22 protein-coding genes and 1 pseudogene are annotated in these 26,325 nt (G+C 27.3%); 9 read left to right on the top strand and 14 right to left on the bottom strand.

What is annotated here, in order from left to right; genetic code table 4:
- Positions 1-392: 392 nt before the first annotated feature.
- The 3 genes from MYF_RS03050 to MYF_RS03040 all read right to left on the bottom strand — a co-directional run bounded on the left by MYF_RS03050 (position 393) and on the right by MYF_RS03040 (position 2,213).
- On the bottom strand, positions 393-1,427 hold the full coding sequence (locus tag MYF_RS03050; RefSeq protein WP_002557496.1) for an aminopeptidase P family protein: 1,035 nt from the start codon (positions 1,425-1,427) through the stop codon (positions 393-395).
- A 1-nt stretch (position 1,428) separates the two neighbouring features.
- Complete coding sequence (gene rpmG, locus MYF_RS03045) at positions 1,429-1,581, bottom strand: 50S ribosomal protein L33 (RefSeq protein WP_002557497.1); 153 nt, start codon at positions 1,579-1,581, stop codon at positions 1,429-1,431.
- Between the two features lie 182 nt (positions 1,582-1,763).
- Positions 1,764-2,213: a hypothetical protein gene (locus MYF_RS03040; protein ID WP_039387719.1), complete on the bottom strand. Its 450-nt coding sequence runs from the start codon at positions 2,211-2,213 to the stop codon at positions 1,764-1,766.
- A 342-nt stretch (positions 2,214-2,555) separates the two neighbouring features.
- Between MYF_RS03040 and MYF_RS03035 the strand changes: the two genes are divergently transcribed.
- From MYF_RS03035 to MYF_RS03010, 6 genes are all read left to right on the top strand, one after another.
- Positions 2,556-3,377 (top strand): hypothetical protein, encoded by an 822-nt coding sequence (locus MYF_RS03035; protein WP_002557499.1) that lies wholly within the window; start codon positions 2,556-2,558, stop codon positions 3,375-3,377.
- 2 nt (positions 3,378-3,379) lie between these two features.
- Positions 3,380-5,698, top strand: coding sequence for an ATP-binding cassette domain-containing protein (locus MYF_RS03030; protein WP_002557500.1), 2,319 nt, complete (start codon positions 3,380-3,382; stop codon positions 5,696-5,698).
- An 89-nt stretch (positions 5,699-5,787) separates the two neighbouring features.
- A complete protein-coding gene (locus tag MYF_RS03025; RefSeq protein WP_002557501.1) occupies positions 5,788-7,740 on the top strand; it encodes an ATP-binding cassette domain-containing protein in 1,953 nt (650 codons plus the stop codon).
- Positions 7,741-7,888: 148 nt separating this feature from the next.
- Positions 7,889-8,281 (top strand): hypothetical protein, encoded by a 393-nt coding sequence (locus MYF_RS03330; protein ID WP_039387718.1) that lies wholly within the window; start codon positions 7,889-7,891, stop codon positions 8,279-8,281.
- Positions 8,259-9,563 carry a site-specific DNA-methyltransferase gene (locus MYF_RS03295; RefSeq protein ID WP_318023901.1) on the top strand — a complete coding sequence of 435 codons (1,305 nt, stop codon included), beginning with the start codon at positions 8,259-8,261 and terminating at the stop codon, positions 9,561-9,563. The genes MYF_RS03330 and MYF_RS03295 overlap by 23 nt, the downstream gene beginning before the upstream one ends.
- Positions 9,564-9,567: 4 nt before the next feature.
- Positions 9,568-11,985 carry a DEAD/DEAH box helicase family protein gene (locus MYF_RS03010; protein WP_002557503.1) on the top strand — a complete coding sequence of 806 codons (2,418 nt, stop codon included), beginning with the start codon at positions 9,568-9,570 and terminating at the stop codon, positions 11,983-11,985.
- A 288-nt stretch (positions 11,986-12,273) separates the two neighbouring features.
- Here MYF_RS03010 and MYF_RS03005 read toward each other — a convergent pair whose 3' ends face one another.
- The 7 genes and pseudogenes from MYF_RS03005 to MYF_RS03475 all read right to left on the bottom strand — a co-directional run bounded on the left by MYF_RS03005 (position 12,274) and on the right by MYF_RS03475 (position 16,846).
- Positions 12,274-12,714, bottom strand: coding sequence for a restriction endonuclease subunit S (locus MYF_RS03005; protein WP_231237860.1), 441 nt, complete (start codon positions 12,712-12,714; stop codon positions 12,274-12,276).
- 77 nt (positions 12,715-12,791) lie between these two features.
- On the bottom strand, positions 12,792-13,514 hold the full coding sequence (locus MYF_RS03495; protein WP_082019631.1) for a restriction endonuclease subunit S: 723 nt from the start codon (positions 13,512-13,514) through the stop codon (positions 12,792-12,794).
- A gap of 76 nt (positions 13,515-13,590) precedes the next feature.
- A pseudogene (locus tag MYF_RS03490) lies at positions 13,591-14,034 on the bottom strand (restriction endonuclease subunit S); the annotation flags it as partial.
- A 29-nt stretch (positions 14,035-14,063) separates the two neighbouring features.
- Entirely contained in the window at positions 14,064-16,073 is a 2,010-nt protein-coding gene (locus MYF_RS02990) for an HsdM family class I SAM-dependent methyltransferase (RefSeq protein WP_002557939.1), read from the bottom strand.
- Between the two features lie 47 nt (positions 16,074-16,120).
- On the bottom strand, positions 16,121-16,378 hold the full coding sequence (locus MYF_RS03485) for a hypothetical protein (RefSeq protein WP_002557940.1): 258 nt from the start codon (positions 16,376-16,378) through the stop codon (positions 16,121-16,123).
- Positions 16,368-16,556 carry a hypothetical protein gene (locus tag MYF_RS03480; protein ID WP_051054325.1) on the bottom strand — a complete coding sequence of 63 codons (189 nt, stop codon included), beginning with the start codon at positions 16,554-16,556 and terminating at the stop codon, positions 16,368-16,370. The genes MYF_RS03485 and MYF_RS03480 overlap by 11 nt, the downstream gene beginning before the upstream one ends.
- A gap of 125 nt (positions 16,557-16,681) precedes the next feature.
- A complete protein-coding gene (locus MYF_RS03475) occupies positions 16,682-16,846 on the bottom strand; it encodes a hypothetical protein (protein WP_231237884.1) in 165 nt (54 codons plus the stop codon).
- A gap of 62 nt (positions 16,847-16,908) precedes the next feature.
- Here MYF_RS03475 and MYF_RS03470 point away from each other — a divergent pair, with 62 nt between their 5' ends.
- Positions 16,909-17,109: a hypothetical protein gene (locus MYF_RS03470; RefSeq protein WP_039387716.1), complete on the top strand. Its 201-nt coding sequence runs from the start codon at positions 16,909-16,911 to the stop codon at positions 17,107-17,109.
- 437 nt (positions 17,110-17,546) lie between these two features.
- Here the strand turns inward: MYF_RS03470 and MYF_RS02975 are convergent, their stop codons facing one another.
- From MYF_RS02975 to MYF_RS02960, 4 genes are all read right to left on the bottom strand, one after another.
- Positions 17,547-20,486: an AAA family ATPase gene (locus tag MYF_RS02975; protein ID WP_002557941.1), complete on the bottom strand. Its 2,940-nt coding sequence runs from the start codon at positions 20,484-20,486 to the stop codon at positions 17,547-17,549.
- Between the two features lie 175 nt (positions 20,487-20,661).
- A complete protein-coding gene (locus tag MYF_RS02970) occupies positions 20,662-22,410 on the bottom strand; it encodes an SGNH/GDSL hydrolase family protein (protein WP_039387715.1) in 1,749 nt (582 codons plus the stop codon).
- 133 nt (positions 22,411-22,543) lie between these two features.
- Positions 22,544-23,155, bottom strand: coding sequence for a 16S rRNA (guanine(527)-N(7))-methyltransferase RsmG (gene rsmG / locus MYF_RS02965; protein ID WP_039387714.1), 612 nt, complete (start codon positions 23,153-23,155; stop codon positions 22,544-22,546).
- Positions 23,156-23,176: 21 nt separating this feature from the next.
- Complete coding sequence (locus MYF_RS02960; RefSeq protein ID WP_039387713.1) at positions 23,177-24,172, bottom strand: ribose-phosphate pyrophosphokinase; 996 nt, start codon at positions 24,170-24,172, stop codon at positions 23,177-23,179.
- Between the two features lie 112 nt (positions 24,173-24,284).
- On the opposite strand from MYF_RS02960, the gene MYF_RS02955 reads away from it, so the two are divergent.
- Both MYF_RS02955 and rsmA read left to right on the top strand, forming a co-directional pair.
- Complete coding sequence (locus tag MYF_RS02955; RefSeq protein WP_002557945.1) at positions 24,285-25,511, top strand: TatD family hydrolase; 1,227 nt, start codon at positions 24,285-24,287, stop codon at positions 25,509-25,511.
- Position 25,512: 1 nt separating this feature from the next.
- On the top strand, positions 25,513-26,292 hold the full coding sequence (rsmA, locus tag MYF_RS02950; protein ID WP_002557946.1) for a 16S rRNA (adenine(1518)-N(6)/adenine(1519)-N(6))-dimethyltransferase RsmA: 780 nt from the start codon (positions 25,513-25,515) through the stop codon (positions 26,290-26,292).
- The last annotated feature ends 33 nt before the right edge of the window (positions 26,293-26,325 follow it).

Here is a 26,325-nt window from a genome sequence, read left to right as displayed (position 1 = left end):
TTATTATTTGATATTAAATATTTCATTTTTTATAATAAATTATAAATTATTTAATGGGGGTTTAAACGTTTAATTTGTATTTTCTATTTTTGGGAAAGGCACTTTTTTGGTCAGTTCCATTTTTTATTTTTCATCTTCTAATTGAACCTTTGTGCTTGTGTTTTTGCTCAAATCTTTTTTGTTTTTATTGTTATTTTTTTACTCCTGGTAGATTTTGTCTTATTTTCTAATTTTTGTTTTGGAATTGCAGTTTTTTCTCTGAAATTGGAATTTTTTGAATTAAACTAACAACTAGGTAATAAAAAAATATCGTAATTATATTTAAGAGCGAATAAATTTTTTTATTAATTTTTAGAATTTTCTCTTTTATTTTTCCGCTCCTTTTTAAAAAATTAGCTTTTCTCGTTACGAGAAAGAGTGCGAAAACCAGATTCTGTAACTAAAACAACATCTTCAATTCTAGCTCCACCTAATCCTGGAATATAAATTCCTGGCTCGACAGTGATTACCATTCCAGGTTCTAAAATTGTTTGGCTATTTAAACTAACCACTGGCAATTCGTGAATATCAATACCAACACCATGCCCGGTTGAGTGCACAAAATATTTTCCATAACCTTTTTCTGTGATAAAATCACGGCAAGCGCGATCTATTTCTGATGTTTTAATTCCTGGTGCAACTTTTTTTCTTCCAATTTCTGCTGCTTTTTTAACAATTTCAAGGATTTCCAGCTTCTTTGCGCTAATCTTACCAAGATACGAAGTTCGCGTAATATCAGCGCAATAACCATCAAAAAGTGCGCCAAAGTCAATTTTTAAAAGGTCATTATCAAGAATTTTAGCTGAACTTGCTCTTCAATGCGGCATTGCCGAATTTGCACCAGTTGCAATTATCGAATCAAAAGATTCCTTTTCTGCCCCTAATAGCCTCATTTGGTGATTTAATATGATATCAATATCTTTTTCTGTCATTCCTGGTGTGATTTTTGGAAAAATTTTATTATAAGCATTGATTGAAATTCGTACAGCTTTTTCAATATTAGCGATCTCATTTTCAGTTTTAAGAATTCGAAAAAGCTGGGCCTGCAATTTGACAAATTCGCAATTAGGAAACCAGTTTTTAATTTTGTCAAATTGTTCAATAGTTAAATATTCTGTTTCAACACCAATCTTTTTGTATGATTTTTTTTGAAAAAAATCATCAAGGTTAGCTTTTATACTGAGAAAAACTTCGCAGTTTTGTGCATCTTTTTCCGCTTTTTCAATATAACGGCCATCAACAAATAAAAATGCTTTATCTTTCTCGATAAATAAAATCCCATCTGATGCTGTAATTTTAGTAAATCAAAACCTAGTTTGGTAAGAAAAGGAAATTATAACATCTAAGTTATGTTCAAAAAATGCCTTGTCTAAGTATTTGCGGTTCATTTTATTTTTTTTCGCGGTGCAAAGTGTGTTTGTTGCATTTATGACAGTGTTTTTTTACTTCAATTTTCTCGGGTTTAGCTTTCTTGTTCTTTTTGGTTATATAATTTTCCATTTTGCAATCAGCACATCTTAAAGTAAGACCTTCTCTTGGCATCGCTAACCCCCTTTTATTTTAGTTTTATCAATTTATTAAATCTAATATTATAGCACAATTTTTAGTTTTTAACAAGTTTTGCGCATATATTTTTTGGCAAACAGAACAAAAAAAACATTATTATTAAAATTTTTTCAGCAAAATAAATTAATTTGAAAAAGTTTTAATAATAAATAGAAGTATTATAATGTGTTTTCCAGCCCTAAAAATCTTTTGTTCCAATTTTCAATATATTTTATGTTGTAGCGATTGCAAAAATCGCGAGCAATTTTATCTCAGATTTCAAAATTTACCATCATTAAAAAACCAAAATTTGGCGATGTTGTTTGTGCGCAAACAATCAAATAATGTAAAAAAGCATGCTCTTTTCAGTTGACTAAAACAGCCAAACCTTTGTCATAAACTTCTTTATTAGCCATTAAAATTGCTCCGGATGTGTGAATTTCATCAAGATGGTGCCGCTGTCAAAATCAGATTTTTTTATTTAGGTTGTTTCTTAAGATAATTTGATAATTTTTGGCATAATCCTTGATTATTAATTCCGAATACGGTTTAATTGGGCGGTTTAGTTTTTTAAGGAAAACAAAATATTGACTAATAAAATAGTTGTGTTCATCTTTATTATTGTCCATTTTCAAATTTTACCCTTATAAAATTATTTGTTCGCTTTGTTAATAATAATTTTATTCAAAAACCAAAATTTTTCAAAATTTAGTAAAAAATTAGGAATTTTTATAGAAAAATTCCTAATTTGAAAGAATTTTGGTTTAATAATTCGCTAAAACAGGTTTTTATAAACCATTGATGAAATAAAAAAGTAAATCAGGAAAATAAAAAAACTAAATAACTATTCAATAAATTTTAACAGCTTACTTGGAATGGAAAAATATTTTGCGAAAATGGTATAATAGTAAAAATATTTAAAAAAAACATTATTGACAATTATCATTATTATTTTTCAGAAAAGTATAATTATGATTATTTCCAAGTTAAAAAAAATTTTAGGCTTCACACTTATTGGCCTTATTCCTGCAACATTTTTTTCCTATAGTAGCGTCCATAACAACATAAATTTAACAAACGAAAACTCACAACCTCAATTATTTTCATATTATCATTATAAACCAGACAAAGCATGAAGAGCAAGAAAAGCATGAGGTATTTTACAAGAACTTCGCTGATCAAATCACAAGGGGCTATCTATAATCCCGGATTACTTTAATCCAGAAGATCTTGATTTTGAAGATAATCACAAAATCTTAATAACCGATCAAGGAGAATTAGAAATTCTTATTAGAGGTGTTAAACAAGTTGTATATTGGGGCGGATTATTTTGGCAAGATAAAGCTGCGTGAATAGGAAGAACGGAAATTCAGTACACCAAAAACAGAAATTTTTCCAATTATTATAATTATAATCCAGATCAAATTAATTTAAAGACGCATGCTTGAATTTCTGGACTAGCTACCCCGTCTTTTGTAATAAATGGTAAGGTAGCTTATGCTACTGAAAAAAGGGAAGTAACTGCTGAAATTGGTGCATCAGCAAAATTTGAATTTAATTCCTATGAATTAATAGAAACTTTTGAAAAAAGAAATGCTAATAGACTAGTAATGAATTATCAAGGGGTTGGATGGAATTACAAAATATCAGATTTTGGTCAATATGCAACCGGATTAGTGATAGATGACTATGAATATACTTCAATCGCAACAAATAACCCGCTAATTCCCGACAAAAATTCAAATTATAGACCCACCATATACCCATATTATATGGACAAAAGCAAATTTTAATAATGATAAAAATAGAAAAATTAACTAAAAAAATTGGTAATAAATTTATTTTTGATAATTTAAATCTGGAAATTCCTTTAAATAAAATTACATTTGTAATTGGAAGATCTGGAATTGGTAAATCCACACTAATTAATTTGATTGCCGGATTTACAAAAAAAGACAGTGGAAAAATTTCTTTTTTTGACAAAAATGGTTCTGAATTGGAAAAACCATTAGTTGATGTTGTTTTTCAAGACTTTAATTTAATTGACTCATTAAGTATAAAAAATAATATTTTAATAGCAAATCACATTTTGAATCGTGAATCAGATGATTTAGAAATACAACAAGCCGCTAATTCTATTGGTATTGAAACCAACAAATTAGATCAGATAGCGAAAAACTTATCGGGCGGCGAAAAACAGCGAGCTGCATTTTTAAGAAGTTTATCAAGAAAAAGTGATTTTATTTTGCTTGACGAACCAACTGGTAATTTGGACCATGAAAATTCCATTGCTTTACTCGATTTATTAGTTAAAGCTTCTGAAAGTAAAACAATTTTAATTGTTAGTCATGATTTAGAATTAGCAAACCAATATGCTGATCAAATTATTAATTTAGAAAATTTATCCGTTAATGTTATAGAAAACAATAAACAAATTAATGTTGAATCAAAAAATAAACACTTAAACCTAATATCAAACCAGGTCTATAAAAAACCTGGTTTCTTACAAAAATTTAAAGTAGCTTTATTGCTTGTGCTCGCCGATTTTAAATCAAAAATCACGAGTTTTATTTTAGTTTTAGTAACATTTTTTGCCTTAATTTTTAGCATAGTTGTTTTCATGAACTTACATTTTTCAGCAAAAAATATAGTCACTGACACGCTTGCCCAATCAAATTTTGACGCCATTAGAATTGGAGAAAAGGATATTATTTCTTTAGTCCCTGAAGAAATCGACCAACTTAAAAAGGATAATCCCAAAATAAAACACACTAGTTTATTATATAGTAGACTTCAAGATTATACATTCATTTATAATGATAACGTTTCTCTTGAGAATCGTTCTATTAGATCAATTGATGAATCCGATTTTTTTAAAAACAGATTTAGTTCATTTAGTAAAGATAAAAATTTTAATAACAGGTTTATTACCAATCCAAATGAAGTTATTCTCTCACAAAAATTAATTGAAGAATTAGAAATTGATAATCCAATTGGAAAAACAATTAAAATTGTTCACCTTAATCGATTAACTTTAGGGAAAAACTTTGAAGATTTAGATCCCTTTTCTGAATCAGCAACAATTGTGGGAATTTTGGATAAGTCTCTTGATAATGGCAACAATTTTTCGCTTGTTCACATAGATAAACTAAAGTCAGTATATCAAAAATCAAATCCAAACGAAAAAGAAAGTAAGTTTGATGAATTTGAGTTTTTACCTGATGATTATTTTTCATTAGACTTTTTAGGGTATGTTTCTAGTAGACCATTAACCGTAGAAACTGACGAGACACTTGCAAAACCCAATAAAATACATAAGTCTTTCTATGAGAATTCAAATCAAGCCAATTCAATAAACTTGAAAAAAGGTACATTGCCTAAAAATTTTAATGAAATAGCAGTTAGCTCGAATATAACTGACAAAACAGGAAAACTTTTAAAAATTTCTAACAATAAAAATACTTTAATTTTTAAAGTTGTTGGAGTTTTTGATCCTGAAAAAGATGACGAAAATATTGCTATTTTTAACAATAATATTGAAAAATATTCCAACGAATTACTTCCAATAGCTGCTGTGGTTTATTTTGATCATGATAATTTATATAATAATATTAATGAATTTTTAAATAAATATAGCAAACCGGGCGTTAGTCGTTATTACTCGACAAATGGCGGTCCGGATCAAATTCTAAATCGAGCAATTAACTCTCAATATGTTTTGTTATTAATTATTTTTGTGTCAATAATAATTTTTGGAATAAGTTTGTTAATTTTTGTGTCATTATATGCAACAAATCTTTCTAAATTCAAGAAAAAATCAATTGGTATTCTAAAGTCTCTTGGTGGCAAAACATCACAAATTTTCTTGTATCATTGATTAAATTTGGTAATACTTTCTGCTTTTGTTTTCGTTTTTGGTATTATACTTTCAATTTCTTTTGTACCTTTAATTTATGGTGCAATTTCAAATCAAAATTCAGTTTTTCCTGATTATCTGCAAATTAGTGTTATTTTTATAATTATCTGGTTTGCTAGTTTCTTTATTTTATCAATCATATATTCATTAATTTCTTATATAACTTATAAAAAAGATATTGTGACATTATTAAAATAATTTTTAAAAATTACTAAAACTATATTTTTTTATCAAAAGTCTTAATTTTATAATCTTAAGTAAGAAGAATACAACAAACTCGGAGTAAAATGATAAAAATTGAGAATTTAACGAAAAAGATCGATAAGAAAACCATCTTTGATAATCTAAATCTTGATATACCTTCAAAAAAAATAACATTTATAATTGGTAAATCAGGAATTGGGAAAACAACTCTTATTAATTTAATTGCTGGATTTACGAAAAAAGACAGTGGAAAAATTACTTTTTTCGATGAAAATGGTTCTGAAATTAAAAAACCATTAGTCGATGTTGTTTTTCAGGACTTTAATTTAATTACTAATATTTCATCAGAAAATAATATTTTAATTGCAAATAATGTAATAAATAGACTTTTAGACCCAAAAGAATTGGAACAACAGGCTAAATACGTGTCAATTGAAACTCGGCAATTAAAGCAAAATGTAAATAATTTATCAGGTGGCGAAAAACAAAGAATAGCAATTCTCCGTTCGCTTTCAAGAGATAGTGATTTTATTTTACTCGATGAACCAACTGGAAATTTGGATTTTGAAAACGGTATTTCTGTATTTGAAAATCTAAAAAATATTGCAAAAAATAAAACAGTATTAGTAGTCAGTCACAATTTAGAATTTGCAAAAAAATATGCCGACAAGATCATTCGTATTGAAAAAGGAAAAATTTCCGAAGAAAATATTGACAAAACTGAACAAAATTTAGCAATCAACAATGAAAAAAGTAGTCAATTAGTTTCTTTTAAGAGTTCTTCCTATTCAAAAATTGCAAAAATTAAGCAAGAATTAAAAACAGGTTTATTACTTACTCTGGCAGACTATAAATCAAAATGAGTTTCAACCATTTTATTTGTAATACTTTTTCTAACAAGTATTTTTGGGACATTATTATTTGCTGTTTTAAATTTAAATATTTCTGCTTCTAATTCTCTTAAAATTAATGAATATCAACTTGATTCTGTTTTAGTTAGCAAAAAATCAGAAAGAAATTTGACAACCTTCACAGATAATGAAATTAATAATCTCAGAGAAAAAAATAAAACCATAAAAAAAATTACTCCTTTCTTTACTTTGCCATTATTAAGTTTTGAATATAATGACAAAAGAAGGTTAGGAGCACCTATTGATTATATTGATGAAAGTGAATTTTTTAAAAATAGGTTCAATTTTGATCAAAAAAATTTAATTGGAAGAAACATTGAAAACATAAATGAAGTTATAATTTCAAAAGAATTAGCTACACAATTAGATATCAAAGAACCAAAAGAACAAGAAATTGCTGTTTTAACTGGCCCCAAAGATAAAAAAACTTTAAAAGTTGTTGCAATAAATAATTTAGTTAATGCAAAAAAATTAAACCTAACTTTTTTACATCATAAATTCGGTGAAAATATCGAATTACAGAAAAGTAAAAACAGGAAACCAGACAATTCACAAGCCAGTCAAATTAAAAAAATAGAACCAATTATTTTAAGGTTGTATTTTGAAAATAATAATTTGGAAAATAATATTGATAATTTTATTAAGAATAATAAAGACTATCAAATTGACTCCTCATTAAAAGGTATATCAAAATTCACTTATGATTTACAAAATTTTATAAATTTAATTGTTGGAGCAATTTTAATTGTTTTTATAGCAGTTTTATTAATACAAACAATTTTTTATACAAAAAATCTAACTGATTCAAAAGTAAAATTAATAGGAATTCTTAAGGCGCTTCGGGCTAAGACATGGCAGATTTTTCTTTATCATTGATTAAATATAATTATAATTTCATTTCTAATTTTAGTCATTAACTTATCAGTGTCTCTCCCGTTAATTCCAAAAATTTACATCTGAATACTCGGTGAAGATGCCATATATCCTTCGATTTCACAGATAGTAATTTTAATTTTCATAATATGAATAGCAATGTTTTTTATAATTTCGTTTATTTACTTATTGATTTCATGGTTTAATTATAAAAAACCTGTTACAAAATTACTAAAATTCGATCATTTTTAACGATCATTTTTTAAAAATATATAATTTATTAACAAATATTTTTTTTAAAATATTTGGTATTTTATTTTTTTAGTTTTATTCTGTTTAGATTCCCTTAATAGCTGGAAAATGGTAAAATATTAAAAAATAAAATTAAAAGGCCTAAAATATGAATCAAAATAATCTCTTAGAAAAATACAAACAACAAATCGAGGAAATTTCCTCAAAAGAGCTAAATTCAGACCAAAAAAATTTAGCAATTCAAATTTTAGAAAAATTTGAACCAAGTAAACTTGAATACGTTTTTCAGTTTATTTCTCAACGTATTAAAACTGGTTTTCGTTTTGATTCTGCCCCCGAATCCAATTCAGATTTAGTTGCAATTTTACAAAAAAATGAAAATTTATCTTTTGTTTTAGACAAAAGCCAATCTGAAGAAAATACCTTAATAATTGGCGAAAATTATGATGCTCTTAAAAATCTTTTAGTTCTCGAGAGAGAGAGAGAGAGAGAGAGAGACCGCAGCCGGGTATGATGTAATTTATATTGATCCACCTTATAATACTCAGGCTAGTTTTAATGAAGGTAATCAGATTGCAAATGATAAAGAAAATATTTTACCTTCAAAATTTATTTACCGAGATAAATATTCACGAAATGGCTGACTAAATTTATTAAATGAAAGACTAAATTTAGCCAAAAAACTTTTAAAAGAAGATGGAATAATTTTTGTCTCAATCGATGATAATCAGCAAGCTTATCTAAAAGTTTTAATGGATGAAATTTTTGGCGAAGAAAATTTTGTTGCTAATTTGGTTTGGCAAAAGAAAAATGAAGGATCAGGCGCCAATTCTAGGTTCTTAAAAATTTTAACTGAATATATATTAGTCTATTCTGCAAATATTCAAAAACTTAACACAAATATTTATGTTCAGAACGTTGATGATGGTGCGTACAAATATTCGGATGAATTTATTGAACAAAGAGGTAAATATAAATTAAAACAGCTTGACTGCGCTAGTCTAAAATGATCTGAAAATATGGATTACCCAATTAATCATAACGGCACAATTTACTATGCAGGCGGGAGTTACGAAAAATGAAAATTAAGGCACCAAGGTAAACGTGCATTTACTGATTGAACATGAAGATGAAGTCGGGACAAATTAAGTTGAGGAATAGATAATAAATTTATTGTTTTTAAAAATGGAAAAGTTTATTCAAAACAGTATCAATTTGTCGATAATAATAATCAAAAATTAGAACGTGAGGCAAAATTTTCTAATTTAATTTCATCAACACACGGTTCTAATGGCACAGATGAACAAAAAGATATTTTTAATACAAAGGTGTTTGACCACCCAAAACCTACTGAATTAATTCAGTTTGTAATTAATCTCCATCCCAATAAAAACGCAAAAATTCTTGATTTTTTCGCTGGAAGTGGAACGACCGGTCATGCAGTTTGGAATTTAAACCGTCAAGATGGTGGAAACAGAATTTTTACTTTAGTTACAAACAATCAAAATAATATCGCAACTAACATAACCTATGAACGGCTTTTTAGAATTTCAAATGGAAAAGGATCACAAAATCAAGAATTTGACTGAGCCAAGGGCAACAAACCTTATTTGCAAAACCTGAAAGTCTTTGACATTTCTTATTATAATACTCAAATTTTTAACTCAGAAAACGGGCTTAATGATTTGGTTAATTTACTTTTAAAACTTTTTAAAGATTTTGATATTAAAGTTGACTTAAATCATATAGATACTAAAAATACCAGGTATATTGAAATTTTAAATCATCTTTTAGCACTAAAACCACAAGAAAAGGATTTATAAAATTATGGAATTAACGCAATCTCAACGTAAAGCGGTTGAACAATTAGTTGAAAAAACAACTTTATATCTGACTAGTAGTGAAGAAATTGAGCCAAAATTAGAAAATGATAAAAACCAAACAAATCCAGCAAAACTAAAAAATGCAATTTATTTTAAAGCGCCGACAGGATCGGGTAAAACTTTCATGATTCTAAACTATATTGATAAATTAATTGAATGAAATAAAGCCAAAGTTGGTAAAGAATTAGTTTTTGTAATTGTAACATTATCAAGTGCTGAATTACCCAAGCAAATGGAAGAAAGTTTTAATGAATATAAAATTTTTATAAAAAATACAAATTTGAATATAGAGAGAATTGAAAGTCCTTCAAATTTGAAAAGAACGGCAAAAGTTGATAAAAACTATGAATTTTTTGCCAAACCTGATTCAGTTTTTATTATGGGTGGCGCATCTTTTAAATCAAATTCTATTTTACGTGAACAAGGATCAATTGAAGCATTTTTGTCTGAAATTAAACGAAAAGGGCAAATTCTTATTTATATAAGAGATGAAGCTCATATTGGTTCTGATATTAAAATTAATTTAAAAGACAAAACTTTTGAAGAAAAAATGCAACTAAATGCATCATTTATATTAAAAATGACAGCAACTCCAAAAACTGATTTGCCATTAGTTCATCTATCTGAAAAAGATTTAAGTCAAGATGATATTCAACTTTTAAAAACTCAAAAACATTATAATTTTGACTTAGAAACAGGTAATAATTATGATGATGAAGAAATTTTGGAAATAGCTTGTAAAAAATTTAACGAAATTAAAAAACAATATAATGATAATATTAAAGAGCCTGGTTTAGTCGGTATTAACCCTGCAATGCTAATTCAAATTGATAATAGTAGTGAAAAAGATGCCCAAAAAGCGCAAAAATTCGATGAAAATATTAAAAAAATAATTAAAATACTCGAAAAGCATGATCTTAGTTGGGTCAAATATTTTGACCAAAATAAAAAAGAAAGTAATTTGCGCCAAAAATCTAATTTCACATTACGTGATATTTCTAGAAATATGTCTTCAGTTGATGTAATAATTTTTAAAATTGGCCCTGCAACAGGATGAAATATTCCAAGAGCATGCATGTTAGTCCAACTTAGAAATATTTCATCTTCTAATTTAAGTATTCAAACAATTGGTAGAATAAAAAGAAATCCTTGCCCTACGTATAATTTAAGACATAATTCCATTGCTCATGAATATTTTATTTATAGTAATGTTGACCCTGAGGAAAAAAATGTGCTTAAACTTTTTTTGAAGAAAGAATATAAAAATGACATACTTATATCAGGCCAAATCGAACTTCCTGGAATGCCTGTTGAAACTAGAAGTAAAATAATTAATTATAAACAATATGAAAACAATTTTGAATATAAATTTAACAAAGACACCAAACGCGAAGAAATTAAAAAAACTTTTAAAAAATGTTTGGAAGAATATGAAGACGACTATAATGCCAATAAATTTATTTCTATTGATACTGAAGAATATGGTTCAGCAAGATTAATTAAATCAAAAATTTCCAACATTATTGAATTAGAATTAGCAATTATTAGACTTAAAAACAATTTAAAAAAGTATTTTACTTCTAAAATTGAAGACTTTTTTGCCCAAATGAAACAAGATTTTTTATTAGATAAAAAAACAAATAAACAAATTTTAGATTTAATTATTTTGTTAAGATACGGGCGAGAACTTGCTAAAATTTATAAAAAAACAATTAAAGACCAAGTTGAAAACGCTCAGTATAAACTTATTTTTGAAGAATGTTTGCCTAATGAAATTGAATTTAATAGTCCTGAAAATGATAAATCGGTGAAAACTAATGATTCTTCTTTTAGTTATGAAAAAATTGATGATAAAACATCAGAAGATAATCTTCCATTAGATTCAAAAGCAGAACAGTTTTTTGCAAAAAAATTAATAAAAATTAGTAAAGCAAAGCAAAATATTCGTTTTTGAGCTAAAAACCCAGTCAATACTAAATTAGGTTTTCAATACATTAAGGGAAATGAAATTGCAAAATCACATCCTGATTTTTTGGTTAGCAAAGATGGAAATTATTTTTATTTTGAGATCAAAAATTATAAAGATTTTGATCCTGAAAAAACCCAATTATTAATAAGCGGTTATAATCAATATTTCAAAGAAAATCAAATAAATCAAAAAAATTTAACCTTAGCTGTTTGTTGAGTTGATGTTGACAACGGAGACCTTTATTTTGCCGGATCTTCTAATTTAGAGCAAATTCGAGATAAAATTGATTTTAATAAAAAAACAAATAACGATATTAACGATATTAGCAATAAAGAATTTGAAAAAAAAAGAAAACTTATTCCGTCAATGTCTTTAACCGAGATTATAAATTAAATAATAAATAAGGGAATATTAAGTATTTTAGTCCTTTATGATAAATTTTATCAAAACAGATTTACCTTAAAACACAAAATATTTAATATTCCCTAAAAAACTAGTTGTCTGAATTTTTTCTAGCATGTTCATTTTAAAAAATTTGGACAAATAATTTACCTCATATAAAAACTTGGGCTTTTATATGATAAGCAACTTTGAAGTCTTTTATTGTTATACCAATCATTATTTAATGAATAATTAGAAGTATTAAAATAAAAGTGATTTATTTTAAATTTGCGCTGCAAATTAAAATATTTCAACCTTTTTATTATAATAATTAATTATCTCATTAAGAATTATTTTCATAATGAGAAATGTAAATTTCTCTATAAAGTCAAAATTAATTTGGTTTTGATTGTCGACTGGAAGAGCAATCAATTCCCCGCTAATTCTGTTTCAGGTGGATTTATTATCTCAGGAATATTTCTGAAAAACCTTATTTAAACTTCCAAGAAAAAACAGGTAAAATTGCTTTTTATTATTTATTTTATATTTGAATTTAAAAGCATAAGAATCTTGTAATATTGTAAAGGGTTTTGGTTGGAAAAATACCTTACCATTTCCATTTGCAGTTGCTGAAAATACATTTTGCAAAATAGTTGCGCCTTTAGGACTAATATATTTTCCTAGTTGATTATTTGTCGAAATTGCAGTTGTTGCCGGTAAATCACCAGGCCCATTTGTGATAACATTATTTGTTTTTATTTGTTCAAAAATGTCTTTAATTCTAAATTCTTTCCAGATTGTGTTGAGGTATAAATTCTCTATTTCCGCTTGAAAAGCGTCTCTCTCTCTGTGTGTGTTGCTTCATTTTCTTCAAACCCAGTTGCCAATAAATAGGCTTTAAGTTCTGCCATATGCGCGGCTTTAAGTTCCTTGACAATTATTTTCTCAATTAGAACAACAAATTTTTCGATAAAATCAAAATTAATTTGCTTTTGATCATCAATTGGCAGAAGGAATTTAGTTTTTAAAATACTTTCTTTTGAAGAATTTATTCCCCAACTTAATTTTGCAATGACTTTTTGAATCGCAATTGCGATAAACATTAATGATTTTTGTTTAATTATATTTTTTCCTTTGTATTTTAAAACTTTAACATTGTTACCAGTGAAATATTTTTGTTTTTGAACAAAACTAAGAAAAGTATCTTGTGCAAAACTAATCGTGTTTGCAGGATTTAAGAATTGTAAATTTTCGTGAATATATCCTTTAATTCCGTTATTTTTACTTTGTCTTACAACATAAGGATAAGTGTTTGGAATCTGTGTATCATGGATTTTAACCTTATTAGCATGAATGACTTTATTTGAACTTGAAACATCAAAAATATCTTTAATTCTAAATTCTTTCCAGATTGTATTGAGATATAAATCTTCTATTTCCGCTTGAAAAGCGGCTCTCTCTCTCTCTCTCTCTCTCTCTCTCTCTCTCTCTCTCTCTCTCTCTCTCTCTCTCTCTCTCTCTCTGTGTGTGTGTTGCTTCATTTTCTTCAAACCCAGTTGCCAATAAATAGGCTTTAAGTTCTGCCATATGCGCGGCTTTAAGTTCCTTGACAATTATTTTCTCAATTAGAACAACAAATTTTTCGATAAAATCAAAATCAATTTGCTTATTTTTAATTGGTAGATAAATTTTTTCTTGCCTAATTCTTTCTCAAATTGATTTATTATCCCAGGAGTATTTTTGAAAAACTTTATTTAAACTAGCAAGAAAAAATAAGTAAACACTTTTTTTAGTTATTGATTCATCCTTAAATTTAAATGCATAAGAATCTTGTAAAATCGTAAATGCCTTTGATTGGAAAAATGCTTTTCCTGTCCCATTTGCAGTTGCTGAAAAAACATTTTCTAAAATAGTTGCTCCCTCTTTGTCAATATATCTTCCGATTTGATTGTTTGTCAATACTGCCGTTGTTGCTGGTAGGTCGCCAATTTTATTTTTAACAACGTTTTTAGTTTTTATCTTTTTAAACAGACTATCAATCTTGAATTCACCCCACTGAATTGTTTTTAGTTTTTCAATTAGTGGGGCATCTACTTTTTTGTTATCTCTTCTTTTTCACTTCCTATTTTAGTATTTCTGATAATTTCTGTTACTTCTCAAGCAAGATATTCGCCAATTGATTTTTTAAAATCGGTTATGCTTGGTTTTAAATCGACCTGCTTTGTTTTGTTTCAATCAGTTCCAGATTTTGGATCAATCACATCTTTAAAATAACAGTTTGTATCTAATAAATTGGGTTTATCCTTCCCGATATGAACTAAATCAACGACTTCTTGATATCTAGCAATTGCATCACCATTATCAACTAAATTAATCGCTGCCTTTTTTCTGTTTGTTCTTTTATATCCGTCATTGCTAAAATCAATAAATTTAACTAACCTCTCTTTATTATGACTTTGTCCTACTTGAAATACATAAATATGTGTCTGCACACTTGATTTACCTAAAAATAAATCAATTGGCATTTTAATACTAGCTAGCAGTGTATTATTTTTTAAAATTTCAGTGTTAAAATCTTTTGCCTTACCTGAACCTGCAGAAGATTGAATTATAATTGCGCCATAACCGTTTTCCATCATTGAAAAAGCTTTTTTAACAAAATTCATCCCATTTCCAGGTGCAGAATAAGGGGGGTTTAAAACAAAAGCATTTGCCGGAAATTTTTCCTTATTATCAAAGTCTTTTAACGAATCTTTATGTAACAAATTGGAGGAGCCATCACCCATAAGTATCATATTTAATATTGCAAGCATGTGAATTTTTGGTAAAATTTCGATCCCCAATAATTGTTCTGTTTTAATTTTGATTTTTTTTGCTTCTAATTCCTTTGGTGATTTTGATTTTGCTTCTGCATCGGCAATCATTTCGTTCATCGCCGCTACTAAAAGACCAGCTGAGCCGGTTGCAAAATCTCAAACATAAGAATTTTGATTAACCCGAGCAAGTTTTACAAGTAATTTCGCAACATAAGGGGGAGTTAGAACAACATCATTATCTTTATCCTCGCTGTAACCAAGTCAAGAATACATTTCATTAAAAAGTTTTCCGGCAAAGTCGATTTCTAAACCGTTTTTGAAAAAATACCCAATATCATCAACAACTTTTCCAAAAATTCTTTTGATTCTTGACTCGCCGTTTTTTGGGGTATTTAGTCTTTCATCTTTCAGACTTGGCGATAAACTATAAATTAAAGTATCCCGTTTTTCGGTTGGTATTTGTTTTTCTTTTAGGAAATTAGCAATTTTATTCAGTATTATTTCCCCATCTTGACTACCTTTTTCATTTGATGATTTAAGTTCGGATTTATTAAGCGGGGTAACTTTATAAGGAATTCCTAAACTTGCAATTATACTAGCTACAATTAAATATAGTTTTGTATCAGGTTCGATATTTAACTCATTTTTATAAATATCATTATTAAGTTTTTTAAGCGCAACTATCATTTCGGCTTCTGATCTTTGCCTTAATTTATCTTTTTTCTCCTCACTTAAAAACGATTTTTTTGCTTCTTCAATAAATTTATTAAAGTGTTTTTTGTCTAAAAAACTAAGATCACTATATTCGTCTATTAATTGTCCTTTCCCATAATTATCATTTGAGACTCACCAAGCCTGAACTTGGATGCGAGGTTCACCATTGGTATTTTTCTCGCCAACGGCACCGATTACAATAATATCGGTATAATTAGTCAATAACCTTACTCCTCTAGCATAATGAATCGCGCCATTTACTGCATAATTTTTAACGTTATTTAATTGCGTAAGATCAGGATATCCATTTGAATCTAGTTTTACCATTTTATTAAAACCAACTTTATATTCGATCAAAATAGGATAACTATTACCTAGTTCGTCCTTTAAAAGCATTTTGCAATCAGGGCGATTTCCGCCATTTTTTCCATTTTTGGATAAATATTCCTCAAGCGCAGAATCAATACTTTCATTTAACAATTCATTTTCTAGTGAAAAATTAAGACCCATATTATTAAGTTCAGAATTGAAGATTCTTGCAATTGTGGCTTCTGAAATATTAGATTTCATTATTTGTTCTCCTTTTTTGAAGTTTTTTTTAAATTAGAAAAATAAAATTAGTTTTGACTTTTGGCTTCAAGCGGTTCTTGGATTTCTTCAATTTCTTCGGTTTTTTCTTCAGTATTATTTGAACTGATATTTTCAATTGGTTCTGCTTTTGGGTGATTTTTAATTAATTCATCAAGTTGGTTGCCGTGGATATAAAAAATTTGTGAACAATCTAAATAAGAATCTTTTGTAAATAAAGTGTTAGGTTTATTTGATTTTGGAATAAAAATCTCACCGTCAAAAGGGTTTTTTAATCTAACCGTCATCTAAACGAGCATCACGAGCTTTAATATAATAGTAATAATTTTCTTCGCTATCGTGAAAAATAATTACTGGTCTTGAATCGATTTTTTGACCAAGACTATCAAACACTAGTGTCCGTTTTAATTTAAAAGGAATGAATTTTGCTCATTTACTATTTTTTATTCGATCTTTAATTGCCATAATTACTCTTTTGGGTAAAAATTTATTCTTAATAAATTTAAATTGTAGCGGAAAAAAAGTAAAATTTTCCTAAAATTTTTCTTTTTTTTTAAAAAAATTTCTAATATAAAATAAAAAATTATGTTTTACACATCTGAAGAAAAAACGACTTTAATTAATAATTTAATAGAAAAAATTAAAGCGGAAGATGCAAAGTTTTTAGAAAAAGTTATTAAAGTATTTTGAACAAAACCAAGGTGACAAAGTTGTTTTAGAACTCCGCCAAATAATAAAATATCTTGAGATTGCATTAGAAAAGAATCCTTGACTTTTTAGTAAAATATCTCAAAAAATTGAAGAAGTAGGACAATTTTTGCGCTATGTAATTTCTAACTTGGAGGCAATTAATCAATTATTTTCATTCAAAAGTGCAAGCAGTTATACCGAAAGTTTTGTTGCTAGTCTAGTAAAATTTAATACCAAAATTAAATATTCAACTTTTTCTTTTGATAGATATTTTAATAATTTAAGTTTACATCACCAAAAAAACAGAACTAATCTTGTGTTAGTTTAAGTTTTTGGATATAATTTGGTTATTCTATTTTTTTGGAATTTTCTATATTACGTAGTAATATAAAATCAAAAAGTACTTAAAAAGTAAAAAAATAAAAAATGGATTTTTTAAATTTCTTTCAAAAAAATAATTTCCTCCTATAATACTTGTATTATAAGGAGAAGCAATAGAGGAGTGCCTTTTCGTTAGAAAAAACCTGGGCCGGCCGGCCTATTAAAGCCTATTAAAGCCTATTAAAGGAAAACTTGAAAATTGTCCTTTAATTTTGTATCACTAAAAAAAATTAAAAAAATTTTGGAATTTGATTTTTTTTAGTGATACAATAATAACATCAAGGACGGTCACAAATTTTAATAGCCTCCTATTTTTATATCTAAAAAATAATTTTTTTGCACATTTACTTTTCTTCTTCCTAAAAATTTCTGGATTTTTAGTCATTATTGCATTTCATCTTTTAAAAGTTCGCGTGCTTTTGATAATTCAACAGAAAAAATCGAGCTAACACCACGTTTTTGCATAGTTATTCCTAAAAGTTGGTCAACTCGTGACATCGTTCCATGACGGTGAGTTATAATTAAGAATTGTGTGTTTTGTTTTAGTTGCTTTAAAAATTCAACATATCTTATAACATTTGTTTCATCAAGGGCAGCTTCAACTTCATCTAAAATACAAAGTGGAATTGGTCTTGCTTTAATAATTGAAAATAAAAGCGAAATTGCAATAATTGCTTTTTCCCCACCAGAAAAAAGCCGTATATTTTTTATAGTCTTTCCAGGAGGTTGTGCGCTTATTTCAATTCCAGAGTTTAGAATATCATTTTTGTCACTAAAGTAAATTTTCGCACTTCCACCACCGAACATATTTTGGAAAACCAAATTAAATTCGGAGTTAACTAAGTCAACAATTTCTTGTGTTTTTGCGATAATAATTTTATCTAAATCAGAAATAACTTCCAAAATTTTTGATCTTGCAGTTTCTAGTTCGAGCTGACTTTTTTTCAGTTTTTCAAGTCGATTTGAATTTTCTTCAAAATCAGATATTGCATCTAAGTTGATATTTCCAAGTGCCTTAATTTCAGAATTTAGGCTGTTTACAAATTCGCGAGCTTGGTCAATTTCAATTTCTAGTTCATATTTTTGACTTGCTGCTTCAAAAGTTAGGTTATATTTTTGGGAAAGATTATTTTTAAGGTTTGTAACTAAAAACTCAAATTTATCTTTTTGATTTTGTTTTTGGTTTAAATCAGTATTGATTTTTCGCTGTTTTTGGTTTAGTTTTTGCACTAAAATAGTAAGTTCGTTAATTTGTTCATCAAATTGCTGTTTTTGATTAATAAGAATTTTTCTTTCGTTTTCAAAAGTTAAAATTAAATTTTCTAGTCTATTTTTTTCCTTTAAAGTCTCATTTATTTTAAGATCGACGTTGTTATTTTGAGGAAAAGTTTCTTCAAGCCATTCGTTTTCGGCCTTAATTGAGATTAGTTCATTTTTTGCATTAGTCAATTTTTGTTCTAAATCATTAAGGTTTATCTCAATTTGTTGTAAAAAAACAGATTCTTTTGTGATAATTTGATCTAATTCATTTGCTTTTAGTTTGAAATCTTGAATTTTTTTTTCACAAAAATTCAATTTATTTTTAAGTTCGTCAATTTTGAACTGAATTGAGAAAGTTGAATCATTTTTTTGTTTAAAACCACCAGAAATTATTCCGTTATTTCTGATAATATCACCTTCTAAAGTTACGATAATGTATTTATGATTTACTGATTTTGCGATTTTATTTGCTGATTCAATTTGGTCAACCACGATAATTCCGCCTAGTAAAAAATCTACTAAAATTTGATATTTTTTATCAAAATTAATTAAATTACTTGCCAAATCGATAAAACCTTTTTGAGAATCAAGATAATTTAAATACAAATCAGAAACAAAACGGGGTTTTAAGGTTGATAATGGGATAAAAGTTGCGCTTCCAGCATAATTTTTTTTCAAAAAATTAACCGCGGCAACTGCAGTTTCTGGGTTTTCAACAACAATTTGTTTTAAAGCTGAACCAAGTGCAGTTTCAATTGCGTTTGTATATTTTTCAGAGATTTTAATTAAATCAGAAACAAGACCGCAATATCCTGGAAATAAAAAACTATTTTCAACAATGGTTTTTGTACCTTTTGGTAAAAATGCCATTGATTCTAAGGTATTTTTTAGTTCATAAATGCGAGTTTGTGCTATTATTTTTTCAGAATTTAGATTATACAAACTCTTTTCAATTTCAGATTTTTGGGCTCTGAGTGAGTTCAGTTTTTGTTCGGAATCTTGTTTTTTTAGCTTATTTTCGTCTATCAGAGCTTCAAAATTATCTTTTTGAGTTAAAATTTGACTGTATTTTCCTCTTAAAGCCGCTATTTTTTGCTCAAAATTAACACTTATTTGGTTAGATAAAATCATTTCCTGAAGCTGATTAGCCTTTGCATAAGCTAGATTTATAGTGCTAATTTGTTCTTTGAGTTCGTTAATTTTAGTGGTTTTTTCACTGATTTCAGTTTCTATTTTGGCTCTTTTTTTGGTATTCTCGATTACTATTTTTTCATTTGTGTCAATTTCTCTTAAAAATTTTGAATCAGAGAGTCCAAGTTCTACCAATTCTTCGCTTAATTCACTAAGATCGGTCTGATATTTTTTGATGTCACTAACAATCAAACTGACTTCAACAGATTCTAATTGTTGTGATTTTTCAAGGAAAATTTTAGCATTATTTGCTTGTTTTTCTAGTTGTTTTACTTGTTTTTCTAACTCTTTTATACGAATTTCAATTTTTTCAATTCCAAGCAAAGTCTTATCTAGTTTTGTCAGTGCTTCGGTTTTGTCAATTTTATATTTGGATGTTCCGGCGACTTCTTCGATTACTTGTTTTCTTTGTTCTGGGCTTGATTCGGCAATTTCAGAAATAGTTCCTTGTGAAATTATTGCAAGCGACGATTTTGAAATTCCTGCTTCAATTGCTAAATTACGAATATCTTTGTAGCGAACAGGTTGTTCATTATAAAAATATTCGTTAGTTCCTTGGCCTTTTTTAATGACTCGAGAAATGGTAAAAATTTGCGCACTATCCTCGCGAGTTTCGTCGCTAAATGTCAGTTTTACCATCGCTTTATCAACAGGCGCAACCGTTTTTGAGCCGGCAAAAATAACATCATCCATATTTTGACCGCGAAGCTGTTTTACTGATTTTTCACCCAAAACTCACTTGATAGCATCGTTTATGTTTGATTTTCCTGATCCATTTGGACCAATAATTCCGACAATAGAACCATCAAATTTAATGCTTACAGGTTCTGCAAAAGATTTAAAACCTTCAATTTCAATTTTAATTAACTTCATAATCTAAAAATAAAATATTTAAATTTCATTACTATTATAATAAAATTTTAAAAAAAGTCTATAAAAAACAACGTTTTTTAGTTTTTGATGCTAAATTGTTGTTTTTATACAAAAAAACCTAAACTAAATTAGTTTAGGTTTTTTTGTGATTCTAGAAAAAATTAATTAGTTTTCACTAGCGAGAAGTATTTGCTTGTGTTGCCTTGTTAGGTTTATTTATTTCATTTTCTGTTGTTGTTTGCGTTGGTGAAGTTGCTGTTGGTTTTTTACCACCACCTAGTATTCCGCTATAATTAATACCATTTCCGCCAAAGACTTTTTTTATGTCAACAAGAGAGAAAAGTTTATTTTTGAGCTGTGTTAGAATTGAGTTGATATTTATTTTTTCTTCAGAACCTGGTGCAGATATTTCTTCAAGGTAATTTACAAGTGTTTGAATAGTAAAATCAACAAGTTGTGTGTTTGGATTTTTTAGATAATGTTTGAATTTTTCTTGTAGATTTTCTAAATCTTTTAAAAATGATCCTGAAGGATGAAAGCCATCGAAAATTGAACTTGCATAAGTTTTAAGTAGTTCGCTGGTTTCTAATAGATATTTTTTAATATCAAAACTATTAAAAAGCTCAGAACCTAAAAAGTTTTTAATTACGTCTTTAATAGAACTTTTGCTGTTTTTAACAAGCTCATCTTGCTTAGTCTCAAAAGTAGATTTACTCTCAATAAATTCACTAGTTTTTTTATTATCATTTAATTTATCAAGGAATTCTTTATTTGATTTAGCAAACGAATTTATATCAATGATTCTAGAATAAGTTGCTTTTCCGTCTAGTATATCATCAAAATTTTTAGTGTTTTTAAAATCAACTTCAGAAGAATCATCACCTTCATTAGGATCTAAAGTGAGCTTTAAAAGAAGTTGATGAGCAATTTTTTTATAACCTTGAATTTGTGGGTGAATATCAAATTCTGTTGCTGCAAGTTTTTTATCGCTATCATTTCAGAGGTTTTTATCATAAACATCAACATAATTTACGCCGTTTTTCATTGATGTTTCGCGAATAATATTATTTATTTTATCAGCGCTATCTTTTATAAATTCAAGTTCAATTTTAAACTCGTTATACAAAAGATGTTTTAAAACATGGACTAAAATTGACTTTGGGAGATTATAACCAATAAAATTTATTTTTAGGTTTGGATTAATTTCTTTTAATTCTTTAACTAAATTGTCAAGATTAGTTTTAAATTCTTCAATTTTTTTATTAACTTCGGATTTTATATAATTTCCAATAATTTGTGTTTGGTTATTTTTATCGCTTTCAATCAATTTTTTAATATCTTCAGGATAACTTTCTGTACCTGCAACTAAAAATGGGATGAATTTAGTGATTATAACAAAAGGGTCGTTTGCTCCGACTGACATTGTTAAAAGATTCGCTTTTGTAATTTTTTCTATTAATTCAGGGTAGGAACTTTTATCAAATTTGCCAAAAACAGAGTTTATTTCGTTAATTTTTTCATTTCCAGTGTATCCTGAAGCTAAAGGGTTTTCAGATAATTTTCCTTTTGGGTATTTTTTTGGGTTTAAAAAATGCAGTCAATTTTCGGTTGTTGTTCCTGAGATAGCTAAATTATTATAAGAAACTAGGGAATCTTTATTAAGTTTTTGTAAAAAATGGGCAAAAAACGCTGGATAAGATTGCCCGTTTAAATTGCCGTCTTTATCTAATTTGCCTTGAAAATCATGGAATGTTTCTTGATTAAAACCGGCTGTTAAGGAGTCACCAAGTGCTAAATAATTAACTTCTGAAATTAAGGAATTTTGTTGCGCAAAACAACCAGCAGAAATAAGAGCGGTAAAAACAGAAAATGGTGCTAGGGTTAGTGATGTTAGTCTCAAAAATTTTTTTCTTTTGAACTTCATGTTTTTCCTTTTGAAATCATATTTTCATTTATTTTTGATAAATTTTACCAAAATTCCTAAAAAAAAGCTAATTAAAACAAAATTTTTTGTTTTTTGTCTTAATTTATATAACGTAAAGGTTTAATTAAAAACCCTATAAATTTATTTTTTTAGTAGCAACAAAAATTGTTTTGTTCAAATCATTATCCAGTTCAAAAATTTTATAATTACAATTTCTACATTTTTTAGTTTCATCAAAAATTTTTGGCCCTTTAATAAAAGCTAAAAATGTTTCAGGCGACTGAATTTTTTTTGTTATTTTATCAAGTTTTTCCAAATTTGCAACTGCCCGCGCTGTTATTATATCAAAATTTTTATTACTAATTTCTTGAACTGGTTTGCAAATTAAATTAAATCTAATGTCCAATTTTTCAGAAATATCCTTTAAAAATCAGCATCTTTTTTGCATAGACTCAGAAATGGTTAGTTCAATATTTGAGTTTGCTATCAAAAAAGGAATTGAGGGAAACCCTACGCCAGCCCCAATATCTAAAATTTTCAATTTCGAATTTTTCTTTTTATTAGATAAACTAATAATGAAATTCATTGTTAAAATTGACTCAAAAATCCCTTCTTTTCAAAGAACATTACCTGAAAATGCTGTTAAATTAAATTTTTTATTGTTTGATTCAATAAGAGCTGCATATTTTTCGAGTTTTGCAAATTGAGTCTCACTAACAAATAATTTAGTTTTTTGTTTATACATTATTAAAATTTTAAAAAGTCTTTAATTACTGTTCTTTTCAATTAATTTTTGCTTGGTTTCTTCATAAATACTTGTAATTGAGGTGGAAAAAATACAAGCTAAAATACTTTTGGACAAAAATTCTGCAAGTGAAGTGATTGAAAGTTTAGAAAATTTTTCTGCTAGTTTTGTATTTTCAATTGAGTCAGTAATTATTACATTGTCAATATTAGGATTTTCTTGGAATTTTTCAAAACCATAACTAAAAACACCATGGGTTGCAGCAAGAATCACGGATTTTGCGCCATTATTCTTAACAACATTAGCTGCATTAATTATTGTTCCACCTGTATCGATAATATCGTCAATTATTACACAATCTTTCCCGCTTACATCGCCAATAAGCCCTAAAACTTCAGTCTGATTTGTTCCGGTTCGCCTTTTGTCAATTACGGCAACATTTGTTTGCTTTCCCAAAATTTCTGCCAAAATCCGTGCGCGTACCGCGCCACCATGGTCGGGACTTACGATAATATAATCTTTGTTTTTTCCTACGAGTTCGTTTGCTAGAATATATTGACCATGCAATTCGTCAACAGAAATATCAAAAAATCCCTGAATACTTGGGTTATGAATATCAACTAAAATTAGTTTGGTTACACCGGCTTTTTCAAGTAAATTGGCAATTAATTTTGCGGTAATTGGCTGCCTTCCTGATGATTTTCGATCTTGCCTTGCATAACCATAATATGAAAGAATTACTACAATTTCCCGAGCATAACCACGTTTTAGTGAATCAATGAAAATTAAAAGTTCCATAATATTTTCATTGACAGGTCTTGATGTGTTTGCGATTACAAAAACAGTTGAGTTTCTAATTGTTTCTTTCGATTTGAGTAAAACCTCACCGTCAGCATACACGATTCTTTCGATGCCTGAAAGTGGAATTCCAGTTTTTTGTGAAATTTTTTTAGCCAAACCAAGCGAATTTTCCATTCCAAAAAGAATTATATTATTTTTTTTTGATTCAATATTCATCCTTCCACTTTCTCCATTTTTATATATAATTAATATAATTATAATTATGATAACAAAATAAAAGTATAACAAATCTACAATAAATTGTTATTAATAATTCCAAAAATTCACTATGTATTTAAAAATTCAGCAATTTTCTCCTAGATATTTAGCTTTAGTGCAAGCTAGTATAAAAAAATTTAATTTAAAATTAAATTTAGTTACACAAAATGGCAAAATTATTATCAGCAATTTTGATTATTATCAAAATTTTGAAAAAAATTATGAATTTTTAATTGTTGACGAACATAAAGGTAATGATTTTATTTTTGCATTTTTTGTCATTTCACAAAAAGAGCAAACTTTCTGTATAAACTTGTATTTTTTTAGTGAATTTTTGGAAGAAAACTGAATTAATATTGTCGGTGAATTTGTCCTTGATTTTATAAAAGAAAATTATAATTTAGAAACTTTTTATGTTAAAATTCTTAATCAAAACATAAAACTTATTAAATTTTATGAAAATTTTGCCACTACTTTTGATAAAAATTTATCAATTTTTAAAATTGATTCACTAAAAAAATACAAATTTATTGATGTTCATTGCCATCCTTTTCATAAATATTACGAAAATCCCCAAAAGCAAGTTAAAAATTGATTGGCAGATAATATTGAACTTATTTTTGTTGTCGGAACATCCTGAAATGATTTAGCAGAAATTGAACAGATTAGTAAATATTCCGGAAAAACTTATAAAATTATCGGAATTCACCCAACTTTGGTTAAAAAATCAGATGATTTTTTCTTGTTACAGCATCACATCGACGATAAAGTAGTTGGAATTGGCGAAGTTGGGTTGGATTTTTATTATGAAAACAACCCTTCTGTGGAAATACAGTTAAAATCTCTTTTAGCACAAATTGAGTTAGCAAAAAACAACAAGATCCCAGTTATGTTGCATATTCGCGATAAACCAGGCGAAAATAAGGCGATGTTATTAATTTTGGAAATAGTTACTAGGTTCTCTGAAATTAATTTCATATTCCATAATTTTTCTACAGATTATGGAATGTTTAAAAAATTGGTTGAAAAAAACAACTGTTTTTTCTCTTATTCAGGAGTTATCACCTTTAAAAAAAGCGTTGAACTAAGAAAAATAGTCAAAGAAACGCCGGTTTCTAAAATTTTATGCGAAACAGATGCGCCTTATTTAACCCCAGAACCCAACCGAAAAATCTGGCCAAATGCTTCTACACAAATTCAATGAACCTATCAAACAATAGCAAATTTAAAAAATTTAACAAAACGAGAACTTTCTGAAATAATTTATGAAAATCTAGTTAAAATTTTCAAGGTGTAGAATGCAAAAATTGGTTCCTAAGAAACATTTAGGGCAAAATTTTCTTAAAGACAAAAAAATAGCAAAAAAAATTGTTACAAATATTGATTTTTCTGATAAAAATGTTATTGAAATTGGTTGTGGAACCGGATTTTTAACAGAATTTTTGCTAAAAAAAGCAAAATTTGTCACATGTTATGAAGTTGATAAAAATTTAATTCCAATTCTTGAGAGAAAATTTGAAAACAAAAATATTCGTATAATTAATGAAGACTTTTTGCTTGCAAACCTTGATTTTAGCGAAAAACAGATAATTATTGCAAACCTTCCTTATTATATCACTTCAAAAATATTGTTTAAAATTTTTGATAATTTTGAAAAATTTGGTAAAATTCTCCTTATGGTTCAAGATGAAGTTGCCAATCGAATAGTTGCGCAAACTAGTACTAGTTTTTATTCGAAATTATCGTTGGCATCTCAATATGTTGCTGATGTCCAAAAGTTGTTTCGAGTTTCTCCTTTTTCTTTTTTTCCGGTGCCAAAAGTAAATTCTGCTGTTGTTTTGTTCAAAATTAAGGAAAATTTAGACTGTGAAAAAATCAAGCAGTTTTTTTGGTTTACAAAAATGTGTTTTCAGTTTAAACGTAAAACTTTATATAATAATTTTAAATTTTTTCTAAGTAAGGATCAAATTGAGAAAATTTATAATTTTTTTCAATTTTCGCAGAACATTCGTCCACAAGAGATTGATTTAGCAACTTATATAATGTTAACTGACTTTTACTTTAATAATTTTAGTTAAATTAGTTAAAATAAAATCTTTTTATTTTTCAAT

This window comes from Mesomycoplasma flocculare ATCC 27399 (assembly GCF_000815065.1).
Lineage (GTDB): Bacteria > Bacillota_I > Bacilli_A > Mycoplasmatales > Metamycoplasmataceae > Mesomycoplasma > Mesomycoplasma flocculare.
Note: the sequence above shows the minus strand (reverse complement) of the source record. Positions and strands in the feature narration are given on the sequence as shown.